Genomic DNA, 16,349 nt, shown 5'->3' with positions numbered 1-16,349 from the left:
TATTTAAAATAAATAATAATAGCGAATAGAAATATCGGATGATAACAATAAATATAAAAAACAGTAGATTTTTAAATACGAAAACAGCTTTAATAGTTCTTTTTACGGTTTTGGCGTTTGCAGTCAATGCTCAAGAAATTATTAAAGAAAAACCAACCGATACCATTAAAGTTAAATTACCGCAATCTCGCCAAAAAATTGATGGAATCATTGCTACTGTTGGAGAATATATGGTTTTAGATTCGGATATTGACAAAGCATACCTAGAAATTTCAAGTCAAGGGAATTCAATTAAAGACATAACAAGATGTCAAATGTTGGGTAAATTATTAGAAGATAAACTATACGCGCATCAGGCAATTCAAGATAGTATTATTGTAAAAGATGATGAAATCAAGAAAATGATGGAAGATAGAATCAACTATATGGTTGAACAGATCGGTTCTATGGATAAGGTTATTCAATACTATAAGAAAAATACCGAGGAAGAATTCAAGACGTATTTCTTTGACGTACTTAAAGAAAACAAGTTGGCTGAGGACATGCAAAAAAAGATTATTGATGCAGTTGAAGTGACTCCTGAGGAAGTTCGATCTTTTTTCAAAAAAATTCCTTTTACAGAATTGCCAGTTTTTGGATCAGAAATGGAAGTTTCTCAAATTGTAGTGACTCCTAAAATTACTGAAGAAGAAAAGCAGAAAGTAATAGATAAACTCAAAGGATTCAAGAAAGACATTCAGGGCGGAGCTAGTTTTTTCAGTAAAGCTGTATTGTATTCTGAAGATCCAGGTTCACGATCTACCGGCGGTTTTTATAAAATGACACGTAAAACACCATTTGTGAAAGAATTTAAAGATGTAGCTTTTAGCTTAGCTGAAGGAGAAATATCAGAACCTTTTGAAACTGAATTTGGTTATCATATTATTTATGTGGAGAAAATTAGAGGTCAAGAAATTGATTTGCGTCATATTTTATTAATCCCTAAGGTTTCAGATGAATCTTTGAAAGCTGCAAAAGAAAAAATTGTACTTATTAAAAAGAGAATTGAAGACAAGGAAATTACATTTGCCGAAGCTGCAAGAACCTTGTCAGATGAAAAAGAAACGAGAGCAAATGGTGGTGTTTTAATTAATCCAAAAACACAAGACACTCGTTTTGAATTGACAAAAATGGATCCAACTCTATATTCAAATGTATCTAATTTAAAAGAAGGTGAAGTTTCAGCTCCATTAGGAGAAGAGGATCAAACGGGTAAAAAGAAATTTAAACTATTAACGGTTACTAATCGAATTAATGAGCACATTGCTGATTATGCACAAGATTATATTAAAATTAAAAACCTAGCTTTAAAAGAAAAACAAATTAAAGCGATTGGAAAATGGTTTGATGAAAAAATTAAAGAAACTTTCATTAAAATTAATGGTGAATACAGAGATTGTGCTTTCACAAATAACTGGTTAAAGAAATAAACAGAATCCAAAACAGGTTGTAGATTATAAATCTAAATTCTATAAAAGATAGTATGTCTGACGTAGCAGAAATAAATAAATTAGTTCAAAAAAGAAATGAGCTTAAAAAAGAAATCGCAAAAATAATTGTTGGTCAGGAAGAAGTTGTTGATCAAATTGTATTAAGTATTTTTTCAGGCGGTCACGCATTATTGGTTGGTGTACCTGGTTTGGCAAAAACATTAATGGTGAATACTATTTCGCAAGCTTTAGGATTGGATTTCAAGAGAATTCAGTTTACCCCCGATTTAATGCCTTCGGATATTTTAGGAAGTGAAATATTAGACGAAAATCGTCAATTTAAATTCTTAAAAGGGCCTATTTTTTCGAATATCATTTTAGCTGACGAGATCAATAGAACGCCACCAAAAACCCAAGCTGCTTTATTAGAAGCGATGCAAGAAAGAGCAGTTACAATTGCCGGTCACAACTATAAATTAGATTTGCCTTATTTTGTTTTGGCAACTCAAAATCCAATTGAGCAGGAAGGAACTTATCCTTTGCCAGAAGCACAATTAGACCGCTTTATGTTTTCCATAAAATTAGATTATCCAACGTTTGAAGAGGAAGTGCAAGTGGTAAAAAACACTACTTCAAATTCTGATGTTATTGTAAATCCGTTGTTTAATTCTCAAGAAATTATTGATTTCCAACAGTTAATTAGAAGAATTCCTGTTGCCGATAATGTGGTTGAATACGCAGTAACTTTAGTTAGTAAAACAAGACCAGACAATTCACTTTCAAATGATTATGTGAAAAATTATATCGACTGGGGTGCTGGTCCAAGAGCATCACAAAATTTAATTTTAGCCTCTAAAGCAAATGCTGCTTTCAATGGTAAATTTTCACCTGATATTGAAGATGTGAAAGCGGTTGCGATAGGGATCTTAAGACATCGTGTAGTAAAAAATTATAAAGCCGATGCCGAAGGAATTTCAATTGAAAAAATAATCGATTCTTTATTATAAAACTATATATTATTATAAAAAAACCTCAAATTTAACCATAGATTTGAGGTTTTTTGTTAGGTGCTAATTTCGGAATTCATAAAAATCTTAATTTTATTTATTAATTAGATAATTTTTTAATATTATTTTGTTTATTTAATAATTATTCGCTTAATTATTGCTATTATTTAAATAATAATCAGTTCAAATGGTTGTTTTATTAAAATATCTTTAATATTAAATGTTATTGCTTAAATTTGTATTCTTAATAAACTAATATTGATTACTATGGCTTTTGATATAGAAATGATAAAAAAGGTTTACGACAATATGCCTTCTCGTGTTGACAAAGCAAGAGAAATTGTTGGACGACCATTAACTTTAACGGAGAAAATTTTATACACACATCTTTGGGAAGGGACGCCTTCACAAGCATTTAAAAATGGAGTTGATTATGTAGACTTTGCTCCAGATCGTGTGGCTTGTCAAGATGCCACTGCTCAAATGGCTTTATTGCAATTCATGCATGCTGGTAAGAAAACTGTTGCAGTTCCAACAACGGTGCATTGTGATCACTTAATTCAAGCTAAAGTTGGTGCTTCAACTGATTTAGCTGTAGCAAATTCTCAATCGAAAGAAGTTTTTGATTTTCTATCATCAGTTTCAAATAAATACGGGATTGGTTTCTGGAAACCAGGTTCTGGGATTATTCACCAAATTGTTTTAGAAAATTATGCATTTCCTGGTGGAATGATGATTGGAACCGATTCGCACACTGTTAATGCAGGTGGTTTAGGGATGCTAGCAATTGGTGTCGGTGGTGCTGATGCAGTTGATGTAATGTCAGGAATGTCTTGGGAATTGAAATTTCCAAAATTAATTGGAGTTAAACTAACAGGAAAATTAAACGGTTGGACAGCTCCAAAAGATGTTATTCTAAAAGTTGCTGATATTCTTACTGTTAAAGGTGGAACAGGAGCAATTGTTGAATATTTTGGTGAAGGTGCGACTAACATGTCTTGTACTGGTAAAGGTACTATTTGTAATATGGGTGCTGAGATTGGAGCTACCACTTCTACTTTTGGTTATGATGATTCAATGAGAAGATATTTAGCGGCTACTGGTCGTCAAGATGTAGTTGATGCAGCCGATAAAGTAGCAGATTATTTAACCGGTGACGCTGAAGTTTATGCCAACCCAGAGAAATATTTTGATCAATTAATCGAGATAAATTTAAGTGAATTAGAACCTTATATTAATGGACCTTTCACTCCAGATAGAGGAACCCCAGTATCTAAAATGAAAGAAGAAGCGGCTAAAAATGGCTGGCCTTTAAAAGTAGAATGGGGATTAATTGGCTCATGTACCAACTCATCCTATGAAGATATGGCTCGTGCAGCTTCAATTGTTGAACAAGCGGTTGCTCACGGAATTTCGCCTAAAGCAGAATTTGGAATTAATCCAGGTTCAGAGCAAATTAGATATACAATCGAAAGAGATGGAATTATTGCAACTTTCGAAAAAATGGGTACTAAAGTTTTCACAAATGCCTGCGGACCATGTATCGGTCAGTGGGATAGAGCCGGTGCCGATAAAGGAGAGAAAAATACAATCGTTCACTCATTTAATAGAAACTTTTCTAAGCGTGCTGATGGAAATCCAAATACTCACGCTTTTGTAACTTCACCAGAAATGGTTGCTGCATTAGCAATTTCAGGAGATTTGTCTTTTAATCCAATAACTGATACTTTGTTGAATGACAATGGAGATGCTGTAAAATTATTACCTCCAAATGGTGATGAATTACCAAAAAGAGGTTTTGCTGTTGATGACAATGGATTTCAAGCTCCGGCTGCTGATGGTAGTAAAGTAGTAGTTGCCGTTTCTGAAACTTCAGATAGATTGCAATTGTTAGCGCCATTTGATGCTTGGGATGGTAAAAATTATACCGGCGCAAAATTATTAATCAAAGCATTCGGAAAATGTACTACCGACCATATTTCTATGGCAGGGCCATGGTTAAGATTCCGCGGACATTTAGATAATATTTCAAATAATATGTTGATTGGTGCAGTAAATGCGTTCAATCAAGAAGCAAACAAAGTTAAAAATCAATTAACAGGTGCTTATGAAGCAGTTCCTGCGGTAGCTAGAGCATATAAAGCGGCTGGAGTTCCTAGTATTGTTGTTGGTGATCAAAATTACGGTGAAGGTTCTTCAAGAGAACACGCTGCAATGGAGCCTCGTTTCCTAGGAGTTAAAGCGGTTTTAGTAAAATCTTTTGCTCGTATTCACGAAACTAATTTGAAAAAACAAGGAATGTTAGCCTTGACTTTTGCTAACGAAGCAGATTATGACAAAATTCAAGAAAACGATACGATCAACTTCTTAGACCTAGTAGATTTTGCTCCAGGAAAACCACTATCAATTGAATTCGCACATGAAGACGGATCTAAAGATGTTATTTTAGCTAATCATACTTATAATGATAGCCAAATTGGTTGGTTTGTTGCTGGTTCAGCTTTGAATTTAATAGCTGCAGGTAAAGCATAAATTAATTTATAATATAAAAAAAGCGCTGTTTTTACAGCGCTTTTTTTGTGTTATTAACTTAGGGACACATTTTATTGTAATCAGAAACTGCTTCCTCAAATGTGCAAGTTTCGTATTTAGGATTGGAAAAATATTCCTTTTTATATTGTTCGCATTCAAACATATATTCTCTAATTGTTTTTAAAGCTTTTATACCTTTAAGTCCAGAAACTTCAAATATTTTTCCGTCCGGCATTGTGACATGGCGAATATAAATACCTTCTCTATATTCTTTCATAACTCCCTGCTGGTTAAAAGAGCCGTCAAAATTTTCTTTTAATCGATAACTCGTTTGTACATCATCAAAAACATCTACGATTATTTTCCCGCTAACCATTCGTTTCCCAAAACGATAATAACCGTCTGGTTTTTTAATATTTAAAGGCATTCTCAAATACAAAACTCCATCTTGAGAAATTCTTTTGATATCTGGAATATCTCCTTTTTTTAAACGAATAGTTTTATTATCATTATCAACATATTCAAGATCAATCATTTTGCCTTGTGCATTGGTATCAAAAAAATTAATTTGACGACAAACTACAGAGTCCTTTCCTACAGTTACAAAGTAGTTTTGAGATTGAATTGATATTGAAAATAAAATAATTGTTACTAGTATTATTTTTTTCATAAAAAAATTGAGTTTCTATATTTGATTATTATTTCCAAATATAGTTATTTAAACAAAATCTTCAAAATTACCTTTAGGTACCATTTTTCATTTTGAATTAAATTCAAAAAAAATCCTATCTTTAGCCAAACCAAAAACCAAAATAATGCAAAACAACAACCCCGAAGATTTTAAAAGAGAATTAGGACTATTAGATGGAACAATGCTTGTTGTAGGATCCATGATCGGTTCAGGAATATTTATTGTAAGTTCAGATATGGTTCGGCAAGTAGGTTCTGCAGGGTGGCTAATTGCAATTTGGGGACTTACGGCCTTACTTACAATTGTAGCTGCAGTAAGTTACGGAGAATTGAGCGCTATGTTTCCAAAAGCCGGCGGTCAATATGTTTATTTGAAAGAAGCCTACGGTAAACTTATTGGATTTTTATATGGCTGGAGCTTTTTTGCTGTAATTCAAACAGGAACAATCGCCGCAGTTGGAGTAGCATTTTCTAAATTTGCGGCTTATTTATATCCTCCTCTGAGTGAAAAAAATATCATTTTTGAAACTGGAAATTTCCAACTCCATGCGGCTCAAATAGTTTCAATTATTACAATAGTATTGCTTACTTATCTCAATAGTCGTGGAGTGAAAAACAGTAAAATTTTACAAACTATTCTAACAATTATTAAAATTTTATCTCTTTTAGGGTTGGTTATTTTTGGATTTGCTTTAGGCGCAAAAGCAGAAATTTGGAATGCCAATTGGGACGATGCGTGGGCTGTAAAATCTTATGCTGTAGATACTAACACTTGGTTGCCTATTGGCGGAATGGCATTAATCGCTGCTGTTTCAGCTGCCTTAGTTGGTTCTGTTTTTTCAAGTGATGCTTGGAACGGCGTTACATTTATCGCAGGTGAAATAAAAAATCCAAAAAGGAATGTGGGATTGAGTTTATTTTTAGGAACTCTAATTGTAAGTGTTATATACATTTTAGCCAATCTAATGTATTTGGCTGTAGTTCCCCTTCAAGGAATTGCAACAGCAGATTCGGATAGGGTAGCGGTAGTCGCTTCGCAAAATATTTTTGGTGCTTCTGGAACCGTAATTATAGCATTAATGATTATGATTTCAACATTTGCCTGTAACAATGGATTGATAATGGCTGGAGCAAGAGTTTACTATACTATGGCAAAAGATGGTTTGTTTTTCAAAAAAGCGGCTACTTTAAACGAGTCAAGTGTGCCTTCTTGGTCTTTATGGGCGCAATGTTTCTGGGCTTCAGCGTTATGTTTAACTGGAAAGTATGGTGATCTATTAGATTTTGTTGTAATTATTGTGCTAATATTTTACATACTTACCATCTACGGAATTTTTATTCTTCGCAAGAAAATGCCAAATATCGAAAGACCTTATAAGGCTTTTGGGTATCCGTTTTTACCCTTTTTATACATAATTATAGCAACCGCAATTTGTGTAGCTTTACTAGTTACTAAAACAAGTACTTGTGGTTGGGGTGTATTAATTATGTTAATTGGAATCCCGATTTATTATTTGATGAATAAGGAAGAGATTTAAAAGAATTATAGTTTAAAGGTCAGAGTTCGAAAAAAAATCCGTTTCATTAGAATAAAATGAAACGGATTTTTTGTTGCCAACAACCGTCAACAATTAGTAATACGAAAAACGTCTTACTTTCGAAATGTACTTTGCCAATCGAATTACTTGGTGGCTATAGCCGTATTCATTATCATACCAAATATACAGCACAATATTTTTTCCGTCTTCTGAAACAATTGTCGCATTACTATCATAAATTGAAGGCGCCGATGTTCCTACTATATCTGAAGAAACCAATTCATTATTGAGCGAATATTTTATTTGTTCTACTAAATCACCTTCTAATGCATATTTTTTCATAATAGCATTGATTTTAGAAATAGTAGTCGACTTTTTTATTTCTAAATTTAATATTACCAAGGAACCGTTAGGTACCGGAACTCGAATCGCATTGGAAGTTAACTTTCCAGCAAGACTCGGCAACGCTTTTGCAACAGCACTTCCTGCACCAGTTTCTGTAATCACCATATTCAAAGCTGCAGCTCTACCGCGACGGTATTTTTTATGCATATTATCAACCAAATTCTGATCGTTGGTATAAGCATGAATAGTTTCTATATGTCCTTTTACAACCCCCAAAGCATCTTCAATGACTTTTAAAATAGGAGTGATGGCATTGGTTGTACAAGAAGCTGCGGAAAATATATCAACTTCATCTGGGTTGTAATCATTGTGATTTACTCCATGAACAATATTTGGCACCCCTTTTCCTGGGGCGGTAAGAAGTACTTTTTGGGTTCCTTTTGAAGATAAATGACGTCTTAAAGCTTCTTCAGTTGTATATGCGCCAGTATTGTCAATCACTAAAGCATCGTTTATACCGAATTTTGTGTAATCAATTTCTTCAGGTCCATTTGCTGTAATTACATGAACAGTCGTTCCGTTGATTATTAGCGCATTATTTTTAACATCTGCAACTACTGAACCCATAAAATCACCGTGAATGGAGTCGTAACGCAATAAAGAAGCTCTTTTTTCTAATGAAACTGCATCGTTTTTGTCACGTGTAACAATTGCTCTCAAACGCAATTGTTCTCCTTTCCCCATTTTTATCATTAATTCGCGGGCTAGCAATCTTCCGATTCTACCAAAACCATAAAGAACAACATCTTTTGAAGTAATTTCCTCAGATTTCTTTATTTTATTTAATTTGTCTATTACAAATGCTTTAACATCATTGTGCTTGTTATCCTTTAAATGGTATTCGTAAGTTAGTTTTCCAATATCTAATTTTGAAGGTGGTAAATCCAATGATAATATGGCTTTTGCAATTTCTACTGTATCAAATATAGAAATTGGTTTTCCAACAAATTCTCCAGCATATTCATGAAGGTTGATAATTTCACTTACATTTTTATCAATTAATTGATTTCTAAAAAGCACCATTTCAATGGATTTGTCGTACCATAAATCACTGATTATTTTAATAAATTCTACACCAGCTCTTCTTCGATTGGCTTGAAATGCAACCTCTTTTTCGTAAGATATTGTCATAATAACTAAACTTAATTTGAATTAATATATTGAAAATTTTTGCAAAAGTACCCATTTCAATCGATTTCGTAACTAGTTTTAATGTTAAATTTATTCATAGGAAATAAAAAAAGCCGATTAATTAAAATCGGCTTTTTTAAAATTAAAGTAAGATGGTATTCTATAAAATTAAGCGAACTACTTGTCCGTTTACGGTAAGCATTTCAATTTGAACCGCTTGGTTTTCATCTAAGTTGGAAAGTGCCTTCGAAACGGTTTCTACATCAATAGCTTTAACATTTCCAATACTCAATATTATTCCTCCTTTAAGATCATTTGCGTAAGCGCGCAATTTGTCATTGTCAATTTCTTTAATTTTAACACCGTAGCTAATTTTGAATTTCTTCTTATCTGCTGAACCAATATTTTCCAAATCCAAACCCTTAAATTGAGTACTTATGACATCACTTTTAGTTAAATTTACTGGAATAGTTATCGTTTTATCATTTCTGATGATAGTCACTTGAACTTTATCATTTGGTCGTTTAGTACTAATATAACCATTTAATTCAGCATATGAAGTTACATTTTGGTTGTCAATTTTCTTGATAATATCTCCTTTAATTAAACCAGATTTTTCAGCTCCTGTATTTTTATTTACACGTTTAATATAAAACCCCTCGGTTTCTTTAATCCCCAATTCTTTTGAAATGTTACTATTCAATTCACCGCCTTCAACGCCCAAAATTCCTCTTTGAACATTACCAAATTCCATGATATCTTCAATAATTTTACGAGTAATATTTGATGGAATTGCAAAAGAATAACCAACATAAGAACCTGTTTGTGAGGAAATCATAGTGTTAATACCAATCAATTCTCCACGAGTATTTACCAAAGCGCCACCGCTATTTCCAGGATTCACCGCAGCGTCTGTTTGAATAAAAGATTGTATTCCTGAGGTATCTAAATTTCTAGCTTTTGCAGAAACAATTCCAGCAGTAACGGTTGAAGTTAGGTTATATGGATTTCCAACTGCCAAAACCCATTCGCCTACTTTTACTAAATCGGAATCAGCAAATGTGGAATAGGTAAGTTTTTCGTCGGCATCGATTTTCAATAATGCAATATCCATTTTTGAATCGGTTCCAACCAATTTTGCCTTATATGATTTTTTATTGTTTAAGGTAATTTCAATTTCGGAAGCGTCTTTTACCACGTGATTATTGGTAACAATATAGCCATCTTCAGAGATAATCACTCCGGAACCCGTTCCAATTTGCTCTTGTTGCTGTGCACCTCTATATCCGTAAAAAAATTCCATTATTGGATTTGAAATTGAAGTATAGGAAACATTTTTTACGTGGACTACTGAGTGTACTGATTTGTCAGCTGCTTCAGTAAAATCAACAGCCTCAGATGATAATCCAACTGTTTTCCCATAATTGTTTGGAGCTAGTGTTACCACCGAATCCCTATTTTTTGAAAAATAGCCGTTACCATCAAATAATAATTTGTAAGCTCCAAGTGTAGTAGCACCGCTTATCAGTGATACTAAGAATAGATTTGAGAAATTTTTCATAGTAATTTATTTTAATTATAGTAAAAATAAAAAAGTATATATTCAAAAAAAAGAGTTTAACGCCCGTTTAACAATGATTAACTTTTCATTAATAGTTTGTACTTTTGTAACAACCAAATATATTATGGAAATCAATTTTGATAAATACGAAGGTACCGGCAATGATTTTGTGATGATTGATAATCGCAACGATTTCTTTCCTAAAAACGACGTTAAACTTATTGCTCATTTGTGCGATAGAAGATTTGGTATTGGTGCTGATGGATTGATTTTATTGGAGAATGATGCTGAATCTGACTTCAAAATGGTTTATTATAATTCTGATGGAAATCAAAGTACGATGTGTGGAAACGGAGGTAGGTGTTTGGTAGCTTTCGCAAAGAAACTTCAGATTATTGATAATTCAACTTCGTTTATGGCTGTTGATGGAATACATCATGCAACAATTTCAGACGATAATATTGTTTCTTTACAAATGAAAAATGTTGATTTTGTAAATAGTCAGTCCAATTATACCTTTTTAGATACAGGTTCTCCGCATCACATCGAAATGGTTGCTTCAATTTCAAATTTGGATGTAAAATTTCAAGGGGCAGCAATTCGTTACAGCGATCTTTATGGTTCGGCTGGTGCTAATGTTAATTTTGTTGAACAAATAAGTGACGATACCTTTTCTATTCGAACCTATGAAAGGGGAGTGGAAGACGAAACCTTATCATGCGGAACAGGAGCTACAGCAGCTGCAATTGCAATGAATTTTATTGGAAAAACAAATTTGAATTCGATTAAAATCAATGTTCAAGGCGGAAAATTAGAGGTTTCATTTGATAAAAAAGATACTCATTATTCCAATGTTTTTTTAAAAGGTCCAGCTACTTTCGTTTTCCAAGGAAAAATTAATATTTAATAGCAATATTTTGATCACTTTAAAGGGAGAAACTATTTATTTACGCGCATTAGAACCTAATGATTTAGAGTTTATTTATGCGGTTGAAAATGACGAATTAGTTTGGGAGGTGAGTCATACTCAAACTCCCTACAGCCGTTTTTTAATTCGTCAGTACCTTGAGAATGCCAATCAGGATATTTATGAGGCGAAACAATTGCGACTTGCAATTTGTAATTTCGACGATGATTCTGCTATTGGATTAATTGATATTTTCGAATTTGATCCAAAAAATAATCGTGCTGGTGTAGGTATTCTTATTAAAGACAGTGAAAATAGAAGTCAAGGTGTTGGAAGTGAGGCTCTAGATTTATTAATAAAATACACGTTTAGAAATTTAAACTTGCATCAATTATATGCAAATATCGCTACAGATAATGAGGCTAGTATAAGACTTTTTACTAAATTTGGATTTGTAAATATTGGAACAAAAAAACAATGGAATTTGGTTAACGGTAAGTATAAAGACGAATCCCTCTACCAATTAATAAATAATCAATTTTAAAAATATATATTTTGAGCATTAAAAAAATAATCACAATAGTTTCAGTTGTTTTGATAACCGCATTACTAGTTTATGGTATAAAATTGTATGGCGATATCTTTTCAAAAAACACTAAATTCTCTGAAAATGAGCTTTACGTTCGTATTCCTTCCGACGCAAATTATGAAGATGTCAAAAAGATTATCGCTCCGTATATTGAGAATATGGATAAATTTGAAATGGTTGCTACTAAAAGATCCTACATTCAAAATGTAAAATCGGGACGTTTCTTGTTCAAAAAAGGAATGAATAACTTCGAATTGATTACGGCTTTACGTAATAATATTCCTGTGAAATTGGCTTTTAATAATCAAGAACGTATTGAAAATGTTGTTGGAAGGGTAAGCTCTCAAATTGAAGCTGACAGTATTTCTTTGATGAATATATTTAAGGATCCAACCTTTTTAAAAGAAAATGGCTTTACAGAAGATAATGTTATAAGTATATGTATTCCAAACACATACGAATTTTATTGGAATACAAAAGCAGATAAATTCCGCGATAAAATGATTAAAGAATATCATAAATTTTGGAATACTGAAAGAACTTCACAAGCTCAAAAATTAGGGTTAACACCTGTTCAAGTAATGACTTTAGCATCTATTGTTCACAAAGAAACCGTAAAAAAAGACGAAAGACCAAGAGTAGCAGGAGTTTACTTGAACAGATTAAGATTAGGAATGTTGCTTCAAGCAGATCCAACAGTAATATTTGCAAAGAAAAAGAAATTAGGAAACTTTGATATGGTTATTAAAAGAGTTTTTTCAAATGATTTAAAAATTGATTCTCCTTACAACACATATTTTTATGGTGGTTTGCCTCCAGGTCCTATCGCAATGCCCGATATTACGGCTATTGAAGCAGTTTTAAAACCAGAAAAACACAATTATATCTATTTCTGCGCTAGCGTTACCAAATTTGGATATCATGAATTTGCTGTCAATGAAAGTGAGCACGAAGTGAATAGAACAAACTATATTAATTGGTTAAGAAAGCAAATTCAAATCAGTAAATCTAAATAATAGATTGCCTCAATTTCCCTTTTAAATCGACTTTTAGATAACTTTAACTATCTGAAAATCAGATTAATTATTTTTTAAGTATATTTGCCCTGTAGAAATTTCTTAAATAATACTGATTTATTGTTTCAGTATTGGTGTTTTATAAATCTATAATTATTGATTTATATTGTTTTGCATCGTTAAGAAGAAAACTAATATATGTTAAAGAAAGGATTTTTTTATTTTTGTTTGGTTGGTATTGTTGCATTTATGAGCTCAGGTTTTAAAAATGGAAAATTTGATAAATACGACTGGTTTCACATCGATTCAAATAAAATAACGAATTATTCATTACCCTCACTAGAAAATAAAGATTACATAAATAGAAAAGTTCCGTTTACTGGTAATTTTTTTATTGGTTATAAAGAAGCAATCGCTTTCAGAGAATCCCAAGGAAAATATAGTAAAATAAACTCCATAGGTTATATGGGTAAGTATCAATTTGGTTCAGAAACACTAAGAACAATTGGTATTTATGATAGGTTTACTTTTTTAAATTCTCCAAGATTACAAGAAAAAGCTTTTGTTGCTTTGCTTTCTAAAAATAAGTGGGAATTGAGAAAAGAAATTGAAAAGTATGAAGGTCAAATTGTTGGTGGAGTTCGTGTTACTGAATCTGGTTTATTGGCTGCTGCCCATTTAGGTGGTGTTGGGTCTGTAAAAAGATTTTTGAGAACCAATGGTTATCGAAAATGTAGAGATATAAATGGTACTTCCGTGAAATCGTATATGAGAGAGTTTGGCGGTTATGAAACTTCTGGAATTAAAGCCAAAAGGAAACCAAAAGTAAAATAATAAAAAAAAACCACGTATATCGTGGTTTTTTTATGCATTACATTTTATGAATAATGAATATTGTAGGTCGATTGTGTAAATCAACTTTAGTTTTTTTCCAATTTACCACTCGCATCGTTTTAATATATTCAGTTGGTAATGTGATGTCACAAGCTACGCATAAATAGGTTTCAGGATGAAGGGAACTTAGAATATCTTCTAGCATTTTATTGTTGCGATAAGGAGTTTCAATAAACAGTTGTGATTGATTTTTAATAATCGATAACTTTTCAAGGTTTTTTATTGCCACTTTTTTCTCGGAAGCATCAATTGGAATATAGCCGTTAAAAGCAAAACTCTGTCCGTTCATTCCAGAAGCCATAATCGCTAATAATATTGAAGAGGGTCCAACTAGTGGAACTACTTGAATCCCTTTTTCATGTGCTAGTTTTACGATAACTGCTCCAGGATCGGCAACGCCAGGGCATCCTGCTTCCGACATAAGCCCTACGTTTTTCCCTTCCAAACAGTCTTGAATCATTTTTTTGTATTCAGAATCCTTAGTGTGTTTGTTTAAGGCACTTAAGTTTAAAGATGCTTGAACTTTCTCTGGACAAATACTTTTTATGAATTTTCTAGCTGTTTTTTCGTTTTCAACAATGTAATAGTCTAACAATTCAATACTTCTTTTTATGGTTTGAGGAAGAACATCAAATGGATTTTCTGTTTCTCCAAGTGTTGTTGGAATAAGATATAATTTTCCTAATTGAGACATTTGCTATTGATTATTGTTAGGAATGTTGAGATTTTAATTTAGTTGCAATTATGTCGCAGGTAGAATCTAGCATTTCATAAACGATGTCAAATCCGTTTTCCATACCAAAATAAGGATCGGGAACTTCTTTGATTTCGTCTTCGTATTTTTCAGTAAGAATTAATTTTACTTTTCTTCGGTGTTTTTCATTATTGGTTAATGCAATTACATTTTGATAATTACTTTTGTCCATAACATAAATATAATCGAATTTTTCAAAATCGGATAAAGTAATTTGTCGGCATTTTTGGTTGGATATATCAAGACCATTTTTTTTACAAACAGCAATAGATCTTGAATCGGGTTGGCTTCCAATGTGCCAATCTCCTGTGCCACAAGAATCTACAATAAAATTATCTTTTGGAAGTTTAGACGCTAATAATCCTTCTGCAATTGGTGATCTGCAGATGTTCCCTAAACATACCATTAAAATTTTAATGGGCATTTTATAACGACAATTTCTTGTGAATGTCCTCCATGTATTTTTTAAACTGCTTGTCTGTTGCTACAAGATTATCAACAGTTTTACAAGCATGTAATACAGTAGCGTGATCGCGATCTCCAATTTGAGAACCGATATTTGCTAAAGAAGCTTTGGTGAATTTTTTTGCAAAAAACATTGCCAATTGTCTGGCTTGAACCACGTGGCGTTTTCTAGTTTTAGACTGTAATGTTTCTAAATCCAATTGAAAATAGTCGGATACTGTTTTTTGTATATAATCGATAGATACTTCACGTTTAACATTTTTAACAAATTTCTCTACAACTTGTTTAGCTAAATCTAGAGTTACCTCTTTTTTATTAAATGAGGATTGAGCTATCAATGAAATAATTGCACCTTCTAGTTCACGAACATTGGTTTTAATATTTCTAGCTACATATTCTATGATTTCTTCCGGAATTTCAACGCCGTCACGATATAGAATATTTTTCAAAATTGAAATTCTAGTTTCATAATCCGGTTGGTGCAATTCAGCAGAAAGTCCCCATTTGAAACGTGAAAGTAATCTTTGTTCAATATCTTGCATGTCAACAGGAGCTTTGTCTGATGTCAAAATTACCTGTTTTCCATTTTGATGTAAATAGTTGAAAATGTGGAAAAACACATCTTGAGTTCCCGTTTTTCCTGAAAGGAACTGAACATCGTCAATAATTAATACATCAATTAATTGGTAGAAATGAATAAAATCGTTTCTATTATTTTTCTTTACAGAGTCAATATATTGCTGTGTAAAAATTTCAGCTGAAATATATAAAACTGTTTTTTCTGGATATTTATCTTTTATTTCAACTCCAATAGCGTGAGCTAAGTGGGTTTTTCCCATTCCAACTCCACCAAAAATTAATAATGGATTGAATGAAGTTCCACCTGGTTTATTGGCAACAGCCATACCTGCCGAACGAGCTAATCGATTGGAATCTCCTTCAAGGAAATTGTCAAAACTGTAATTAGCATTAAGTTGAGATTCAATTTTTAGATTTCTAATTCCAGGAATTACAAATGGATTTTTTAATTCTGGATTTAAGTTTTTAAATGGAGCGTCAACCTCTTGTGTTTTCATCGGGCTTCTATGAGCACTTGGCAATTGTTCCATGAATGGTTGTTTATTGCCATAAGTGTTCTCCATCTTAATTTTATAAAGTAACTTTGCATTTTTACCAAGTTCTTTAGTTAATGCAACTTTCAATAACTTTACATAATGCTCTTCAAGCCATTCGTAGAAAAATTTACTAGGAACTTGAATGTACAGCGCGTTATCAGTAAGTTCTACTGATTTAATTGGTTCAAACCAAGTTTTGTAAGCTTGATCTTGAATATTGTCCTTAATGAAGGCAAGACAATTTTCCCAGACTGATTGCGCAGTTTTGCTCATAGT

At 32.4% G+C, this 16,349-nt stretch carries 14 protein-coding genes; 8 read left to right on the top strand and 6 right to left on the bottom strand.

The features are described 5' to 3' along the window. Positions 1-38 precede the first annotated feature (38 nt). From AC9UFV_RS04050 to AC9UFV_RS04040, 3 genes are all read left to right on the top strand, one after another. Positions 39-1,469, top strand: coding sequence for a peptidylprolyl isomerase (locus AC9UFV_RS04050; RefSeq protein ID WP_509573045.1), 1,431 nt, complete (start codon positions 39-41; stop codon positions 1,467-1,469). A 53-nt stretch (positions 1,470-1,522) separates the two neighbouring features. Next, complete coding sequence (locus tag AC9UFV_RS04045) at positions 1,523-2,476, top strand: AAA family ATPase (RefSeq protein WP_509573043.1); 954 nt, start codon at positions 1,523-1,525, stop codon at positions 2,474-2,476. A 267-nt stretch (positions 2,477-2,743) separates the two neighbouring features. Continuing rightward, positions 2,744-5,008 (top strand): aconitate hydratase, encoded by a 2,265-nt coding sequence (locus tag AC9UFV_RS04040; protein WP_509573041.1) that lies wholly within the window; start codon positions 2,744-2,746, stop codon positions 5,006-5,008. A 58-nt stretch (positions 5,009-5,066) separates the two neighbouring features. Here AC9UFV_RS04040 and AC9UFV_RS04035 read toward each other — a convergent pair whose 3' ends face one another. Then, positions 5,067-5,678: a hypothetical protein gene (locus AC9UFV_RS04035; RefSeq protein ID WP_509573038.1), complete on the bottom strand. Its 612-nt coding sequence runs from the start codon at positions 5,676-5,678 to the stop codon at positions 5,067-5,069. Between the two features lie 145 nt (positions 5,679-5,823). Here AC9UFV_RS04035 and AC9UFV_RS04030 point away from each other — a divergent pair, with 145 nt between their 5' ends. Continuing rightward, complete coding sequence (locus AC9UFV_RS04030; RefSeq protein WP_509573036.1) at positions 5,824-7,236, top strand: APC family permease; 1,413 nt, start codon at positions 5,824-5,826, stop codon at positions 7,234-7,236. Between the two features lie 93 nt (positions 7,237-7,329). On the opposite strand, the gene AC9UFV_RS04025 is transcribed toward AC9UFV_RS04030, so the two are convergent. Then, the gene (locus tag AC9UFV_RS04025) at positions 7,330-8,772 is read right to left on the bottom strand and encodes a glyceraldehyde-3-phosphate dehydrogenase (protein ID WP_509573033.1); all 1,443 of its coding nucleotides are present in this window, start codon (positions 8,770-8,772) and stop codon (positions 7,330-7,332) included. A 160-nt stretch (positions 8,773-8,932) separates the two neighbouring features. Further along, the gene (locus AC9UFV_RS04020) at positions 8,933-10,333 is read right to left on the bottom strand and encodes a trypsin-like peptidase domain-containing protein (protein WP_509573031.1); all 1,401 of its coding nucleotides are present in this window, start codon (positions 10,331-10,333) and stop codon (positions 8,933-8,935) included. Between the two features lie 124 nt (positions 10,334-10,457). On the opposite strand from AC9UFV_RS04020, the gene dapF reads away from it, so the two are divergent. The 4 genes from dapF to AC9UFV_RS04000 all read left to right on the top strand — a co-directional run bounded on the left by dapF (position 10,458) and on the right by AC9UFV_RS04000 (position 13,679). Continuing rightward, complete coding sequence (gene dapF / locus AC9UFV_RS04015) at positions 10,458-11,240, top strand: diaminopimelate epimerase (RefSeq protein ID WP_509573029.1); 783 nt, start codon at positions 10,458-10,460, stop codon at positions 11,238-11,240. A 10-nt stretch (positions 11,241-11,250) separates the two neighbouring features. Then, a complete protein-coding gene (locus AC9UFV_RS04010) occupies positions 11,251-11,784 on the top strand; it encodes a GNAT family N-acetyltransferase (RefSeq protein ID WP_509573027.1) in 534 nt (177 codons plus the stop codon). A gap of 11 nt (positions 11,785-11,795) precedes the next feature. Next, positions 11,796-12,845: an endolytic transglycosylase MltG gene (mltG, locus tag AC9UFV_RS04005; protein ID WP_509573025.1), complete on the top strand. Its 1,050-nt coding sequence runs from the start codon at positions 11,796-11,798 to the stop codon at positions 12,843-12,845. 198 nt (positions 12,846-13,043) lie between these two features. Next, positions 13,044-13,679: a peptidoglycan-binding protein LysM gene (locus AC9UFV_RS04000; protein ID WP_509573023.1), complete on the top strand. Its 636-nt coding sequence runs from the start codon at positions 13,044-13,046 to the stop codon at positions 13,677-13,679. Between the two features lie 37 nt (positions 13,680-13,716). Here AC9UFV_RS04000 and AC9UFV_RS03995 read toward each other — a convergent pair whose 3' ends face one another. The 3 genes from AC9UFV_RS03995 to dnaA are packed head-to-tail and all read right to left on the bottom strand — an operon-like array spanning position 13,717 to position 16,346. Further along, positions 13,717-14,433, bottom strand: a complete 717-nt coding sequence (locus AC9UFV_RS03995; RefSeq protein WP_509573021.1) for an SAM-dependent methyltransferase — start codon at positions 14,431-14,433, stop codon at positions 13,717-13,719. Positions 14,434-14,449: 16 nt separating this feature from the next. Then, complete coding sequence (locus AC9UFV_RS03990) at positions 14,450-14,917, bottom strand: low molecular weight protein-tyrosine-phosphatase (RefSeq protein WP_509573019.1); 468 nt, start codon at positions 14,915-14,917, stop codon at positions 14,450-14,452. Between the two features lies 1 nt (position 14,918). Beyond that, positions 14,919-16,346: a chromosomal replication initiator protein DnaA gene (gene dnaA, locus AC9UFV_RS03985; protein ID WP_509520955.1), complete on the bottom strand. Its 1,428-nt coding sequence runs from the start codon at positions 16,344-16,346 to the stop codon at positions 14,919-14,921. Between the last annotated feature and the right edge of the window lie 3 nt (positions 16,347-16,349).

The sequence above is a fragment of the Flavobacterium sp. genome, assembly GCF_044349645.1.
Classification (GTDB): domain Bacteria; phylum Bacteroidota; class Bacteroidia; order Flavobacteriales; family Flavobacteriaceae; genus Flavobacterium.
The sequence above is the reverse complement of the archived record's forward strand: the minus strand, read 5'-3'. Positions and strand labels throughout refer to the sequence as shown.

Excerpts from the sequence above, each read along its gene's own strand:
- AC9UFV_RS04050 (WP_509573045.1), top strand. The coding sequence starts at position 39 with ATGATAACAATAAATATAAAAAACAGTAGATTTTTAAATACGAAAACA.
- AC9UFV_RS04045 (WP_509573043.1), top strand. The coding sequence starts at position 1,523 with ATGTCTGACGTAGCAGAAATAAATAAATTAGTTCAAAAAAGAAATGAG.
- AC9UFV_RS04040 (WP_509573041.1), top strand. The coding sequence starts at position 2,744 with ATGGCTTTTGATATAGAAATGATAAAAAAGGTTTACGACAATATGCCT.
- AC9UFV_RS04035 (WP_509573038.1), bottom strand. The coding sequence starts at position 5,678 with ATGAAAAAAATAATACTAGTAACAATTATTTTATTTTCAATATCAATT.
- AC9UFV_RS04030 (WP_509573036.1), top strand. The coding sequence starts at position 5,824 with ATGCAAAACAACAACCCCGAAGATTTTAAAAGAGAATTAGGACTATTA.
- AC9UFV_RS04025 (WP_509573033.1), bottom strand. The coding sequence starts at position 8,772 with ATGACAATATCTTACGAAAAAGAGGTTGCATTTCAAGCCAATCGAAGA.
- AC9UFV_RS04020 (WP_509573031.1), bottom strand. The coding sequence starts at position 10,333 with ATGAAAAATTTCTCAAATCTATTCTTAGTATCACTGATAAGCGGTGCT.
- dapF (WP_509573029.1), top strand. The coding sequence starts at position 10,458 with ATGGAAATCAATTTTGATAAATACGAAGGTACCGGCAATGATTTTGTG.
- AC9UFV_RS04000 (WP_509573023.1), top strand. The coding sequence starts at position 13,044 with ATGTTAAAGAAAGGATTTTTTTATTTTTGTTTGGTTGGTATTGTTGCA.
- AC9UFV_RS03995 (WP_509573021.1), bottom strand. The coding sequence starts at position 14,433 with ATGTCTCAATTAGGAAAATTATATCTTATTCCAACAACACTTGGAGAA.
- AC9UFV_RS03990 (WP_509573019.1), bottom strand. The coding sequence starts at position 14,917 with ATGCCCATTAAAATTTTAATGGTATGTTTAGGGAACATCTGCAGATCA.
- dnaA (WP_509520955.1), bottom strand. The coding sequence starts at position 16,346 with ATGAGCAAAACTGCGCAATCAGTCTGGGAAAATTGTCTTGCCTTCATT.